Annotated in this window: 13 protein-coding genes; 1 reads left to right on the top strand and 12 read right to left on the bottom strand. The window is 44.4% G+C overall.

The window, feature by feature from the left end; translation table 11 throughout:
• Nucleotides 1–318: 318 nt before the first annotated feature.
• The gene (locus B5F25_RS19515; RefSeq protein WP_087251552.1) at nucleotides 319–1,146 is read right to left on the bottom strand and encodes a nucleotidyl transferase AbiEii/AbiGii toxin family protein; all 828 of its coding nucleotides are present in this window, start codon (nucleotides 1,144–1,146) and stop codon (nucleotides 319–321) included.
• On the bottom strand, nucleotides 1,143–1,769 hold the full coding sequence (locus B5F25_RS19510; protein ID WP_018711827.1) for a hypothetical protein: 627 nt from the start codon (nucleotides 1,767–1,769) through the stop codon (nucleotides 1,143–1,145). The genes B5F25_RS19515 and B5F25_RS19510 overlap by 4 nt, the downstream gene beginning before the upstream one ends.
• Before the next feature lie 597 nt (nucleotides 1,770–2,366).
• Between B5F25_RS19510 and B5F25_RS19500 the strand changes: the two genes are divergently transcribed.
• Nucleotides 2,367–3,272 carry a transposase gene (locus B5F25_RS19500; protein WP_241148449.1) on the top strand — a complete coding sequence of 302 codons (906 nt, stop codon included), beginning with the start codon at nucleotides 2,367–2,369 and terminating at the stop codon, nucleotides 3,270–3,272.
• Between the two features lie 294 nt (nucleotides 3,273–3,566).
• Here the strand turns inward: B5F25_RS19500 and B5F25_RS19495 are convergent, their stop codons facing one another.
• The 10 genes from B5F25_RS19495 to B5F25_RS22020 all read right to left on the bottom strand — a co-directional run.
• Nucleotides 3,567–4,718: a DUF6057 family protein gene (locus B5F25_RS19495; RefSeq protein ID WP_087251551.1), complete on the bottom strand. Its 1,152-nt coding sequence runs from the start codon at nucleotides 4,716–4,718 to the stop codon at nucleotides 3,567–3,569.
• A 68-nt stretch (nucleotides 4,719–4,786) separates the two neighbouring features.
• On the bottom strand, nucleotides 4,787–6,796 hold the full coding sequence (locus B5F25_RS19490; protein ID WP_087212548.1) for an alpha amylase C-terminal domain-containing protein: 2,010 nt from the start codon (nucleotides 6,794–6,796) through the stop codon (nucleotides 4,787–4,789).
• Nucleotides 6,797–6,800: 4 nt separating this feature from the next.
• On the bottom strand, nucleotides 6,801–7,256 hold the full coding sequence (locus B5F25_RS19485) for a YhcH/YjgK/YiaL family protein (protein ID WP_022039489.1): 456 nt from the start codon (nucleotides 7,254–7,256) through the stop codon (nucleotides 6,801–6,803).
• Nucleotides 7,257–7,290: 34 nt separating this feature from the next.
• Nucleotides 7,291–7,956 (bottom strand): DUF2461 domain-containing protein, encoded by a 666-nt coding sequence (locus B5F25_RS19480; protein WP_087251550.1) that lies wholly within the window; start codon nucleotides 7,954–7,956, stop codon nucleotides 7,291–7,293.
• 68 nt (nucleotides 7,957–8,024) lie between these two features.
• Entirely contained in the window at nucleotides 8,025–8,816 is a 792-nt protein-coding gene (locus B5F25_RS19475) for an inositol monophosphatase family protein (protein ID WP_087212549.1), read from the bottom strand.
• Between the two features lie 5 nt (nucleotides 8,817–8,821).
• Complete coding sequence (locus B5F25_RS19470) at nucleotides 8,822–9,199, bottom strand: YccF domain-containing protein (RefSeq protein ID WP_087251549.1); 378 nt, start codon at nucleotides 9,197–9,199, stop codon at nucleotides 8,822–8,824.
• A 349-nt stretch (nucleotides 9,200–9,548) separates the two neighbouring features.
• A complete protein-coding gene (locus tag B5F25_RS19465; RefSeq protein ID WP_022039485.1) occupies nucleotides 9,549–10,676 on the bottom strand; it encodes an mORN repeat-containing protein in 1,128 nt (375 codons plus the stop codon).
• Nucleotides 10,677–10,742: 66 nt separating this feature from the next.
• Nucleotides 10,743–12,032: a pitrilysin family protein gene (locus B5F25_RS19460; protein WP_087251548.1), complete on the bottom strand. Its 1,290-nt coding sequence runs from the start codon at nucleotides 12,030–12,032 to the stop codon at nucleotides 10,743–10,745.
• Nucleotides 12,029–12,790: a 3-deoxy-manno-octulosonate cytidylyltransferase gene (kdsB, locus tag B5F25_RS19455; protein WP_087251547.1), complete on the bottom strand. Its 762-nt coding sequence runs from the start codon at nucleotides 12,788–12,790 to the stop codon at nucleotides 12,029–12,031. Before kdsB ends, B5F25_RS19460 begins: the two co-directional genes overlap by 4 nt.
• A 218-nt stretch (nucleotides 12,791–13,008) precedes the next feature.
• Nucleotides 13,009–13,196 (bottom strand): hypothetical protein (locus tag B5F25_RS22020; protein ID WP_162614461.1); only part of this gene is annotated, 188 nt, incomplete at its 5' end.

The following is a 13,196-nucleotide window of genomic DNA, read 5'->3' as shown; positions in this document are numbered from 1 at the left end:
CAAATAGTCCTCATGCGCAGCCTCGAAATAAGGGAGAAGCGCACAAAACTGTTCATGGCTAACTCCCGTCAAGGCACGGAAACTTTTGCTGTTGTCTTTATGGTCGTGGTAATTCATGTTGCAAAGGTACGCGTATACGCGATATATAACAAATCTAAATTACATAAACTCTAATATAAAAATCTTGCATATTGACGACATTTGTAAAAGTGGGGAGAATCATGATAAGTTATCCTCCCATTATGCTAAATTCAGAGAAAAATATCTGGAATATTGAGTTGTATATAAAGTTTAACAACTAGAATAAAAAATGCCGCATTACTCCATTCTTACCATCCCGGCCAACTGCACGAAATAATCATTTGACCAAATATCAAGTTCTTTTGGATTGCGCACGAAAGGCAATACATCTTCTTTCACTTGTTTTATATCAGCTGAAGAGAGACGCTCAATGAGTTTCTCCTTGAATAACTCTGGAGTGATATTCTCATTGTTGAACTGCTTGCATCGTTCTGCCAAATGAGCAAAATCAAGTGGAATATTATGGCGTACATACCATTCAAAGTCGTACCAATCACGACCTTTTACTCTGTTCTTCCACGCACGATATACTAAGGCGTGCATCTTGCCTGCAAACAAGTCGGGAAGTGTAAAACAACGGGTCATAAATGAATATGGCTGAAGCAATAGCTTCTGTTCCGTCTTGAAGTTCAACGGTGGGCAAGTATCTACTTCTATCTTTATCTTTATAGATTTCTCTGTTTGGAAAGTCACATCATACACATCGGTATTATCTTTAAGAAATGCCGATTCGACCTTTCCGAAATTCCTCTTGTCTTTTTTCTTTATTTCAACCTCACGGCCTACCATTGTAAAAGCATCAACGATAGCAGGAAAGTATTTCGTAAAATCGAACTTATCATCTTGCGTAAGCAATGAAAAATCCATATCCTCACTGAAACGCTGTAAGCCATGAAAGATTCTCAAGCAAGTTCCACCATAGAAAGCCGCCGACTCAAAAAAGCCTCCGGCATACAAGCCAGCAAGTATCACTTGTTGGTTCACTTCAAATATAGCGTTTCTCTTCTGTTGCTCTGTTGTTAAATCATAACGGGAGAGCATATTGTCGAATATTTCATTTTTCATCGTCTTAAGAATTTTAAAAGTGTCGAAATTGAATCGGCCTTTTTGCCAACTTTTATGTAGTCTTCGAATATGGTTTTATCCATCTTATTGAACTCATCCATATCCATACGAATATCCTGTTCAAGATATGTTTCCACATCTTTCATATAGCGAAGATTGACCTGCGAGGAATTGGCAATCAAATCACACAAAGCCTTTTCCGGTGATGCAATAAGAAAAGCATAATTATCCTTATACATACTCCTTACTCCTATTGGAAATGCTATTTTTGAGATATGTTTGTAGTCATAACAGCCGACCGGAGTTTGAAAGCTACGCGAATGCTTTACCGTCATTGATTGATGAACATATACAGCCTCGGGGATAAGTCCATAATATCGTAGTGCAGTAGACATTGAAATATACGAAGGTGTATAGAGATGATTGGCTATCAACTCACTCGATAGGGTCTTTCCTGAATATTCGGGGTTGATCACATAAAGTCCTCGCTTCAATCTGATGATAATCCCTTGCTTTTCGAGCCAGGTTACTTTCTTGTCAGCAGACTTAAGTTCTGGATATAACGATTCAATGATTGAAGTCGTTACTGGAATGGTTCCTATTTCATTTAATTGCCTGTCCATACTGCAAATATAGTAATATTTTGAACAATAAAAGAAATAATACTTCTTTTTCTGTTCAAAATATTACTACTCGGACAATCTTAAGAAATAGCGACCGCTGCCACATAAGGCTGTTGTTTGTAACAATCACCGAAACACTGACCACACAGCAACTAAACAATATTAACCTTATAGCCGGAGAAAAGGCCCTCAGTTCAACTGAAGTGATGCATCGCTATCAAATATCTTCAACGACTTCAATATCCCGCTCAAAGGCAGCCCTTATCAAGAATGACATATTGGATAATAAGGCCGGTGAAATCTCGTTCCAGGACCCAATTTATGCCTATTGGTTGAAGACAGAATATTTCGCAAAATAATCATAATGTCCCCCCTTGTTTCAGAGCCATTTTTGTACCTTTTCTCATCAAAAAACGCCATTTTTCACAAGTTTTTGTACCGCACATTTTGATATTCAAGAAATTACACTTACTTTTACTTTCCAAAATGGAGGTACAAGCCGAGAATGGTTCTAAAAATCACTAACTTGCACATTCTCAGATACTTGTCAATCTGCTGGTTGTACCTTTTAGAGTGCTATGCTATTGATAATCAACAATGTACACATACTGCATCGGCAAGTTCTGGTCGGGATGTGCTTCTCAGGTGAAACGGGGACTGGAAATTCTCGGCATTGGCATTGTCGACATTGACAGTCGGGACTGCATGATGCTGCGTGCGGAACAGACGCCGGACAAGGCGTATCTGGAAAAGCAAGGCGAAGATTACAATCTTGTGGACTGGTATCTTGACGTGCTCCGCAAATACAAGGACAAGCTGCTTCGCATAACACGTTATGTCGTTGCGGACGCCTGGTTCTCAAAGGCGAAGTTCGTGGGTGAAGCCTGCCTGTTGGGATTCCATGTCATCAGCCGCCTGCGTGATGACGCCGCCTTGTGGTATGCGCATGACGGTGTCCGCACAGGCAAGCGGGGACGGCCGCGTATCAAAGGCGAGAAGATTGATTTTGAGAAACTCGACCTTCAGCGTTGCGAGATTCTCGACATCGAAGGAGGAAGGGCTTACTCAGTCAAGGCCTATTCAAAGGCAATGAAACGAAACATCAAAGTCGTGGTTCATTATCCGGAATCGGGAGGACATAAAATCTATTTCTCCACCGACCTTGACATGGCGGCCAAAGACATCATCGAATACTACCGTACACGATTCCAGATCGAGTTTTGCTTTCGGGATTCCAAGCAGTTTACCGGACTCAATGATTGTCAGGCAAGAGACTTGAGGAAACTTGACTTCGCTTTCAATGCTTCACTGGCCTCGGTAAACGCCGCAAAGGTCATGCGCCAACGATACTATCCCTCGCTTTCCATTGGACTGCTAAAGGCCTATCTGAGTAATATTTACATGCTCAAAAGAATTTTTAGCAAGTCCGGTCTGAAACCGAACAGAACTTTTAATGCTAAACTTATCAAAGAACTATTTGGCATAGTGGCAGAAGCCGCCTAGCCGATATGTTGAATTCTTAACGGACTATTATTTTATTTTATCGGCTGAAAAACAGCCGATAAAATTGTCGTGGCGGAAAATAGTATGGTTACCTTTTATAGTTTCCGTCCCAAAACCGTACTTTCTTGGAATGGAGAACGTAAAAGGAAGACAGTCTGAAACAGATACTGAACCTTTCAATCATACATTGATCATATCCGCTAAACAAATTTATCGGAAAAATTAAAAATACTCTCTTATTGCTCTGTTTGAGGATTAAGAAACTATTTTGAATTTCTACAAGTACGAATCTGGTTATTCCTGGTAGTCGAAGTACCACCAATAGGTGTCGCCAAACTCACGGCGCATTCTATTCCGTTCCTCTGTGTATGAGGTGAATCCAACTTGACGTTCCCTGTATGTAATGTAACGTTTGACCAAGGTGCTGTCGGTTATTTGCACTGGGTATTCGGGATGTGAGTCTCGATAAATCAACAGGGCTTCGCTGTAATGGCGAGGCAGCTCCTCCTCAATTTCATAGAGGTCATTCACAGCCTTAACAAACGTATCCAAATCTTTTTCGAGCAATAGAGCCGAGAGATAATAATCTAGAGCTGTGTATTTTCCCGTACCTTTGTAGCAGATGTTTTGCAAGAAAGTCAGCCACTTTTCGCCTGCATATGGCCGTACGCCTAGCAGGTAATAGATGGAATCGTTAGTATAGCGATAGGTCTGAGTGGAGTCATCGGCAAAAAATAATCCGCCAGATCGGTAATGCTGCGGGAAAGTAAAAAGGCGTTTGCCCAGCTCACCGGTATGAGAGAGAGCTATTGAACGAAGTACGGTTAACGTCCGGGAAGCATCCAGCGATTTTTCTCCTGCCTTTAAGACTTGCTGATACTGCCGTAAACGTAAATGATGTTCGGCTTCCAGTTCGTGATGGAAAGCACGATTGGTATTTCCGATAAGCGCAGCCATCAAACAGAGTACTATCACTATCAGTATATTGCAATTCATAAGGATGATAGGATTGTTTTCGTGATTTAGCTGATTGCGGAAGATACGGCGCAGCCAATATGCCACTGCAATGTAAATCATCAGTACAAGCGGGAGCATCCAGCCCCAGAAAGTATGGTAACCGCCAGTGTAGACATCTTTTCCCACATCGGTCAATGCGCCTAAAATAAGGCAGGAAGGAAAATAAGATAAAGCACGCACATTACCCTTCAAGCCTAGCAGGCTGTTGACACCCCAGCGCAGTAACAATAAAATAACGGTGATGATAATAGCACTTGCCAAAGGGGCAAAATGTGTTTTGCCGTGAGCTAATGAAAAATGCAACGCTTCCAGGATATCGCTCTGGAAGACATATAGGTAGGTAAAGCTAAATGCAGAAAAAAGAAGACCGCATACGACAGTCTGTATGCGAGCAGTTTTTTTGTATGCGGTATGGATGTATTCACTCATATCTCTACGGGGTTCTAGTAAAATAAGGAGGTGTGCCTTGGAACTTGCCCAGACACGCCTCCTTTAGTTTATTTCTGGCGTTTGAGTACTACAGCCGAACGGGCAGGAATGTAGAGCTTAAGCCATTCTTTCTTTTCTTTCGCGTACAGCGGGTCGGCGCAGGTGAAATGGGCTACTGTATCATCAGCAAATCCAAAGCCACCGAATTCCTTACTGTCTGTATTCAACACCACATGATATTCGCCTCTCGGAACCAGAAATCCATAGTCGGTGAACGAGCGGGTCGGGTTGAAATTAAATACGAATACCAGGTCTTTCCGACGGTAAGCCAATACTTGGTCTCCATCATTGTGCCATACTTCTATGACATCAGTCTTCTGGATGTTCTTTACACTTTCGATAAGGTGTACCATGGCTGCGTCGAAATCGCCCAGATAATGATAACATAAAGTTGGGTCATCTACCAGGTGCCACTGACGGCGGGCATATTTATACGACCAACCATTGCCTTCACGTGGGAAGTCAATCCATTCCGGATGACCGAACTCATTACCCATGAAATTCAAGTATCCACCGTTAATGGTAGATGCCGTAAGCAGGCGTATCATTTTGTGCAGGGCGATACCCCGTTCTACAGTACCGTTTTCATCGCCGATGCGGAAATGCCAGTACATGTCCGCGTCTATCAACCGGAAGATAATGGTTTTGTCACCCACTAATGCCTGGTCGTGACTTTCGCAGTACGAGATGGTCTTCTCATCTTTTCTGCGGTTAGTTACTTCCCAAAACATGCTGGAAGGTTTCCAGTCCTCATCACGGCGTTCCTTGATGATTTTTATCCAGTAGTCAGGAATGTTCATTGCCATACGATAGTCGAAGCCGTAGCCTCCATCGGCGAAGGGTGCTGCCAGCCCCGGCATACCCGACACTTCCTCAGCAATAGTAATGGCACGCGGATTCACCTGATGTATCAATTTGTTTGCCAATGTGAGGTAACAGATAGCATTGTCGTCCTGATGGCCGTTGAAATAATCTTCATAGCTACAGAACGCCTCTCCCAGACCGTGGCTGTAATAAAGCATCGAAGTAACACCATCGAACCGGAACCCATCGAAATGGAACTCATCCAGCCAGTACTTGCAATTGGACAGCAAGAAGTGAAGCACTTCATTCTTTCCATAATCGAAGCAGAGCGAGTCCCAAGCCGGATGCTCTCGGCGGTCGCCTTGGTAGAAATACTGGCAAGGGTCTCCGGCAAAGTTGCCCAATCCTTCCACTTCATTCTTTACGGCATGAGAGTGCACAATGTCCATGATGACTGCCACGCCCATTTGGTGAGCTGTGTCGATAAGTTGCTTCAGTTCTTCAGGCGTTCCGAAACGGGAAGAAGGTGCAAAAAAGCTTGATACGTGATAGCCGAAACTTCCATAATAAGGATGTTCCTGAATGGCCATGACTTGAATACAGTTGTAACCGTCTTTTACCACACGCGGAAGCACATTTTCGCGGAATTCGTTGTATGTGCCCACTTTCTCAGCGTCCTGCGACATACCGATGTGGCATTCGTAAATCATCAGGGGCGAGATATTGGGATTGAAGACTTTTTTCTTGAACTTGTAAGGTTTGCTTGGGTTCCACACCTGCGCACTGAATATTTTGGTTTCGTCATCCTGCACCACACGGGTAGCCCACGCAGGAATGCGTTCGCCACATCCGCCTTCCCAATACACTTTCAGCTTGTACAGGTCGCCGTGCTTCATGGCTTTTTCCGGCAGATTGATTTCCCAGTTTCCACTATTCTTTACTTTCCTCAATTTGAACTTGGGTTGTTCCTGCCAGCCGTTGAAATCACCGATAAGGTAGATAGCAGTAGCATTGGGAGCCCACTCGCGAAAAGTCCATCCTTTTTCGGTGTGATGAAGTCCAAAATAAAGATGCCCAGTAGCGAAGTCTGCCAGGGTCTTCTTTCCAGTCAGTTCCTTTTCCTTGTCAATGGCATGCTGGTGTCTGCCTGTGATGGCATCCTTGTATGGTTCCAGCCAAGGGTCGTTCTTAATGATATTCAATTCTTCGTCCATGGTATTAGCCTTTTAATCTGTTTGCTTTTACTTTTATGATAATTTTTTTCACTCCATCGGGGGTTACGCCGGGCGCATGCGCGTCTTCAGGAAAGAAAATGGCGAACATGCCTGGCTTCACGGTCAGGTAGTCAGGTGCCAAGCCCTTATAGAAGGTAATATCTTTTTCCGCATTGTATTCTTCTTCGGGCAAGTCGGTGCGCGGCATGTAACCCATCAGCTCCACTCCCGAAAGCGGGATTTGAATGTCGATAAAGTTGTTGTGGGTCTCCAGCTTCGCCTCTTCTTTCGTTTTTGGACGGGTTTGCGAAAAGTTGACGGTGAGTTCACCTTCTTTCAGAGTCATTTTGCCCAATTCGTGGGCATTTAGGTCGGTTGCTTTCAAAAAAGCCAATGCATCGGCGAACAGCGGGTTCAACGACACATATTTTTCCATGTTTTCCAGTTTGTCGACAACCATAGTCGTATCGTTTTATAAGGTTTGATAATAGAAATTACTCAAAATCGTCTATCGTAAGGTTAGTAAAATCAGCAAAAGGCTTCATTTGCCTAAACACTTCAGCAGTCTGTTCCAAAAAATCGGGAACTTCAAAAAAGTTGTCTGATACCCGATAAGACACCGAATAATCCTTACAACAGAGATACTGGGGATAAGGAAAGTCTTTGGGAAATCCTTTTGGCAGGGTTTTCAAGTGCTTTTCGCCGATAACGGGGAAATACCGTCTGAAAGCAGGGGCTTCTACAATGGCGCGGAATTCGTCAATGTTGTCGTACACCGACTGCCGGACGGCCTTCAGCACATTTGCCGGCAGACACCAGCTACCTCCTGCCAACATGCAATTACCTGGCTCCAAGTGGATGTAATAACCACAATGATTTGATTTTTTGCCTTTGGCATTAATATATCCACCGATGTGCCGCTTGTAAGGCGACTTGTCTGAGGAGAAACGAATGTCGCGGTAAATGCGGTAAGTACAATCTTGCGGACGGACATGTGCCACGCTTTTATCGAACACAGCGATACGTGCGATAAGCGCGGCAAGCAGTTCGTTAAACATTTCCTGTACATGCAAATATTCCGCCTTATGTTCCTGAAACCAAATTCGGTTGTTGTTCGCCGCCAGTTGTTTCAGAAACTCTATTATCTCTGATATGTTCATGTCCTTTCTTTTTTGGTGACACAAACATACAAAAAAAGTTGGAAATAAGCCAACAAAGCGGAAGTATTTTACCACTCGCCAAGGATATTCAACAATTCGGTGTGTGTTTTACCGTTGGAAGCCAGGACTTGCCGTCCGGAATGGTACGTATTTCCTCCCTTGAAGTCGGTTACCTGGCCTCCTGCGTTTTGCAGGATGAGAGCACCTGCTGCAATGTCCCACGGTCCCAGAAAAGCCTCAATACGAGCCTCAAAGCGTCCAGCTGCCACATAACACAACTCGACTGCTGCAGCCCCCATCAGACGCAATCCTCCTACGTACCCATAAAGGCGGTCGACCAAATGTATGGCTATGGGCTTGTAAGCGTCCGAGTCGTAAGGAAAGCCTAAGGCAATAAAAGCATCTTCCAATGCGTTTACTTGTGACACGTGTATCTTGTTTCCGTTCAAGTACGAAGCGGATCCTTTGCAGGTCCAATAACATTCGTCATGTGTGATTTCGTAAACCACGCCCAGTAGCAATTCCTTTTGGTCACGCAAAGCAATGCTGACGCAATAGGGAGCATTGTTGTGAATGAAGTTAGTGGTGCCGTCCAGCGGGTCAACCAGCCAACAATATGGCGCATTTTCGTTTTGAGGCACACTTCCTTCTTCTGCAATGAAACTTGCTTCTGGAAGTAATTCATTGAGACTGGATACGAGACGTTTCTCTGACTCCTTATCTACGTATGACACATAGTCGTGTGCGTGTTTCTTCTCGACAGCATTCCAGTCGAATTTCTTCCGTTCTTCACGGATAAATGCACCAGCCTCGATAGCCACAGCGCGAACTTTTTCGGTAAGTAATGTTAAATCCATCATTGTATTCATAGATTGAGTGACACATCTTTGCCAAACGGCGCCAAGGATAACTTTGCCATCTTGAAATGTTGTTTGGCAAAAGGGATGCCGATAATAGTGATGAAAAGCAATAAGCCAAAGAAAATGTGCATAATCCATGCCATTAGCCCACCGAAAATAATCCATAACAGGTTGAGTGGGATACGAATGCATCCCATAGGTGATTCCGTATCCTTTACTTCTGCACCGAAAGGCCACAGGCAGAGCAGCCCAATCTTGAATGTTTGCAAGGCAACCGGTATACCGATGATGGTACAGGCAATAGCCAGGCTGCCTGTAAAATATCCGATTGCGGCTTCCAGTCCGCCAAAGAGCCACCACAATAAATTTCCGATGATTCTCATTCTTTATTCTATTTTTCCGTTAATGCGTTTGGGAGTTATAGCCAACCATTCTCCCTGGTTTTATCATAATCCTTGAATCGGCATACAAATATGGTAAAAAACTATTTCGAATTTCTCCAAAAAGTTTTTCTCATCTTGATGTATTCGTTTTCGTGTGTGCTCTAGGTAATTTGGGGGTCCTTTCCGTTTCTGTTCTTCGTCAGATACCCCTCACTATCTTCCTCATAGTAAAGACACAAGATTTTGCGTCTCTCCTCCCCAATCAACACACGATAAATCCAAAGCAGTTTCTAAATGTTTTTAATACTTATATGCGTATTGTCTGGATACATCATAGCCATGCCGGTTACTACTTCTTGTCTGCCGCATTCAGCAACCGTCCGTTACGGAAGGTGCCTTGGCGTGTCACATTTCCTTGCGCATCGGTTTCCACAAAAGCTCCGTCTTTCTTACCATGCTTAAAAAAGCCTTCAAAGCGCGAACCGTCTTTGTTGACAATTGTGCCCTTGCCGTGCTCCTTGCCTCCTGCAAAACTTCCGGTATATACTGAGCCGTCTTGCATGTGAAGCACTCCTTGCCCTTCGGCAACATTGTTCTTCCATTCGCCTTCATACTCGTCACCGTTACCCCATTTGTAATGTCCGTGTCCAGAGCGTTGGTTGTTTTCCCACTCACCTTCGTACACGGCACCGTTCTGCCAAGTAAATGTTCCTGTTCCCTCCTGTTTGCCGTTCTTGAACTGACCCACGTACTTGTCTCCATTCGGATAGGTGTAGGTTCCTGTTCCGGTCCGTTCGCCATCCACGTAATCCCCTTCGTATGTTTCACCGTTCTGAAAGTGATACACGCCTTTGCCGTGCTGTACATCACGTACCCAATCGCCCACGTATTTGTCGCCATTAGTATAATAGAAAGTACCTTGCCCGTCGCGCTCGCCACTCTTCCACTGTCCTTCATATTTTGAACCATCTTCCCAAATCATCACACCGGATCCGTCCTTCAGGTCGTTTTTCCACTCTCCGTCATAATTGGCACCTCCGCTCCAAGTATAAATGCCTTTGCCGTTCCGTTTGTCGTGGTGCCAGGAACCTACATATTTGTCACCGTTGTAATAGTACATCGTACCTTCGCCTTCCTGAAAATCCTGATACCACATTCCTTCGTAGCGGTTGTTATTCATAAAGTAATAAGTACCTTTGCCATGCTGCTGGTCTTCGAACCATTCACCTACGTATTTTTCCCCATCGGCGAAAGTATAGGTTCCCGTTCCCTGTCGTTTGCCTTTCACATATTCCCCTTCATAGATATCTCCGTTTTTGAATACGGTTTTTCCTTTGCCGTTCGGGCGACGGCTCTTCAGTTCACCAGTGTATTCCGACCCGTCCTTGAATTTATAGTAACCCAACGACATTTGGGCGGAAGCGCACAGGCTCCCCATGGCCAAAAAGGCACAAAATAATCCTATATATTTATTCATGCTTATTCTACTTATTTGTTTAAATCGTCCAAAATTAGTTTTTTTCAACCAGCCGTGACAATTTCATTACACTTTTTTACCTGCTACTACTGCTATTAAGTTTTCTTTGCAAAAATGTTTTTGTGCCAACGACAGGATTTCATCGGTACTTACTTCACGAATAGCCTCCAGGGAGCGTTCAAAGAAATCGTTTGCCAATCCGGTGGTTTCGATAAATATCCATGCATCGGAAAGTGAGAACGCACCTTCATAAGAGCGGCACATGTCGCCGAGCATATAATTGCGCACCATCTCCAATTCCTCGGAAGACACCTTTTCCGAGCATAGGCGATCCATTTCCTTGAATACTTCGGTAATGATTGGCTCTATATATTCGTTGGCAGCCTCAGTACTGATGCCCAGCACGCCTATTCCTGGATAATTGACCAGTCCGGCACCTATTCCATAAGTGTATCCTTTTTCTTCGCGGATGTTCGACATCAGCCTACTCCCGAAATAACCGCCAAACAGTGTGACCAGCACGCGTAGCTTCAGGTAATCGGGATGCTGCTGGGGAAGCGAGAAGGCACCCATCTTCAACGAACTTTGAAGAGCATCGTCTTTTTCCACAAAGAGGCGGCGACAGTTCTCCGTATCGGGTAAATATTGCTCAAAGGTAGCTGTGTGCGAACTTTCGCCCCAAGATGTTTCACCGAAATGCTGTTCGATACAACGCAATATCTCGGGAGTTACTTTGCCTGATACGTACATCGAACAATTAGCTGAATGATAATAGGTACGATAAAAACGCACCAATGCGTCTCGAGTGATGTGGTCGTAGTCGTCCAATTCAGCGTATCTTCCCAATGGGTGTGTAGAGCCAAAAAGAGCACGATTCAATCGTTTACGGGCCATCACGTCCACCCTACGGGCATTCACCCGGAACTGCTGTTTATTGGCATTGACGATGACCGAAAGTTCTTTTTCCGGGAATACAGGTTCTTTCACCATCGAAGCCACCACCTCAACAGTGCGTGGAAAGTGCTTACCCAACGAATATAGCGTGATAAAACCATAGTTGACCGATGAAGACAAATCGAGCCACGCACCATAATAGTCCAAACGTTCCGCTATTTGCGCCGATGTCAATAAGCGAGTACCCTCGCGTAACATACGGTTGGTAAACATTGCTTGTAAAGGTTGCTCTTGGTTCCATTGCCCACCCTTCATCAGCAGGTCAAAACGGATGACATCTTCATCGCCCACCTGCATGATGTTCACTGGGATGCCGTTACGCAGCACGTAACGTTCGGGTTCCGGTATCGAGAAATGCTCTATCTGGCGTATTTCAGGAGCTGTTGTTCTGTCAAGACTCATAGCTGTTGGAAATGTTCTTGCAAGAACTTCTCGGCACGAGCCAAGTCTTGCGGGGTGTCTATGCCTATTGTTTCTACATCACTGATACCCACTTTGATGACGTATCCGTTTTCCAACCAGCGTAGTTGTTCCAGCGATTCGGCCAGTTCTAGCGGGGACTGGGGCAGGACTGTAATTTCCTTCAGTACCTGAGAGCGATAAGCATACAGTCCGATGTGTTTGTAGTATGTATGCGAGGATAACCATTCTTGGCGGTCTTTCCCACGCAGGAAAGGAATGATGGAACGACTGAAGTACAAAGCATTACCATTTCTCCCTACCACAACCTTGGGCGAATTGGGATTTTCCAGTGCATCCAATCCATTTGTCGCATTAAAGGGTTTCACCAGCGTAGCTATCTGTGTAGCAGGGTCGTCAAAACAGGCCTTGAGAGTTTTCAGCTGCGAAGGTTGGACGAAAGGTTCGTCGCCTTGGATATTGACTACTACGTCGAATTCTCCTCCCACTTTCCGGTAAGCTTCCGCACAACGGTCTGTTCCGCTCCGGTGCGCAGCAGAGGTCATTACAACTTTTCCACCAAACGACTTAACAGCAGCTTCGATGCGCTCGTCGTCAGTGGCCACGTATACATCATCAAATACACCGTATACTTGTTCATACACTCGTTCAATAACCGGTTTTCCTCCCAACAATGCCAGCGGCTTGGCAGGAAAACGAGTTGATGCATATCTTGCAGGAATGATTCCGATAAAATTCATGGCATTCTTTTTTTGGTTTGAGTATGCAAATGTAGGAAAAATCTACGGAAAAACCTTCTTCTGTATATAGATTTCACATGCATACCCCATGGTTCTTTCATTTGGGCATTGATATTAAGGTGTATAATTTTCCCCCACTCCTTGGAGACTGTTTTGAATTAATCAAAGAAAAATGTGATGGGCATCTAATTAATTTAGTAATCAAATTCCAAAAGTAATCAAAACAGTTGGAGTTTCTGATTGGGTTGCGTTATCAATCCAGACAGCCTGAAACAGATACTGAACCTTTCAGAAGCTGTTTTGAATTTCTCCAAAAAGTTTTTCTTGGCTTGATGTATCCGTTTTCGTGTGTGCTTTGGGCGATTTTTTGGTCCTTTCCGCTCCTGTTCTTCGTCAGATAGCCCGC

Origin of the sequence: Bacteroides sp. An19 (assembly GCF_002160215.1) — a bacterium.
Classification (GTDB): domain Bacteria; phylum Bacteroidota; class Bacteroidia; order Bacteroidales; family Bacteroidaceae; genus Phocaeicola; species Phocaeicola intestinalis.
Note: the sequence above shows the minus strand (reverse complement) of the source record. Positions and strands in the feature narration are given on the sequence as shown.

What these genes read in the sequence shown, in the direction of transcription:
- B5F25_RS19460 (WP_087251548.1), bottom strand. Translation starts at nt 12,032, where the DNA reads ATGAGTCTTGACAGAACAACAGCTCCTGAAATACGCCAGATAGAGCAT.
- B5F25_RS19495 (WP_087251551.1), bottom strand. Translation starts at nt 4,718, where the DNA reads ATGAGTGAATACATCCATACCGCATACAAAAAAACTGCTCGCATACAG.
- B5F25_RS19485 (WP_022039489.1), bottom strand. Translation starts at nt 7,256, where the DNA reads ATGGTTGTCGACAAACTGGAAAACATGGAAAAATATGTGTCGTTGAAC.
- B5F25_RS19510 (WP_018711827.1), bottom strand. Translation starts at nt 1,769, where the DNA reads ATGGACAGGCAATTAAATGAAATAGGAACCATTCCAGTAACGACTTCA.
- B5F25_RS19480 (WP_087251550.1), bottom strand. Translation starts at nt 7,956, where the DNA reads ATGAACATATCAGAGATAATAGAGTTTCTGAAACAACTGGCGGCGAAC.
- B5F25_RS19470 (WP_087251549.1), bottom strand. Translation starts at nt 9,199, where the DNA reads ATGAGAATCATCGGAAATTTATTGTGGTGGCTCTTTGGCGGACTGGAA.
- B5F25_RS19515 (WP_087251552.1), bottom strand. Translation starts at nt 1,146, where the DNA reads ATGAAAAATGAAATATTCGACAATATGCTCTCCCGTTATGATTTAACA.
- B5F25_RS19500 (WP_241148449.1), top strand. Translation starts at nt 2,367, where the DNA reads ATGTACACATACTGCATCGGCAAGTTCTGGTCGGGATGTGCTTCTCAG.
- B5F25_RS19475 (WP_087212549.1), bottom strand. Translation starts at nt 8,816, where the DNA reads ATGATGGATTTAACATTACTTACCGAAAAAGTTCGCGCTGTGGCTATC.
- B5F25_RS19490 (WP_087212548.1), bottom strand. Translation starts at nt 6,796, where the DNA reads ATGGACGAAGAATTGAATATCATTAAGAACGACCCTTGGCTGGAACCA.
- kdsB (WP_087251547.1), bottom strand. Translation starts at nt 12,790, where the DNA reads ATGAATTTTATCGGAATCATTCCTGCAAGATATGCATCAACTCGTTTT.
- B5F25_RS19465 (WP_022039485.1), bottom strand. Translation starts at nt 10,676, where the DNA reads ATGAATAAATATATAGGATTATTTTGTGCCTTTTTGGCCATGGGGAGC.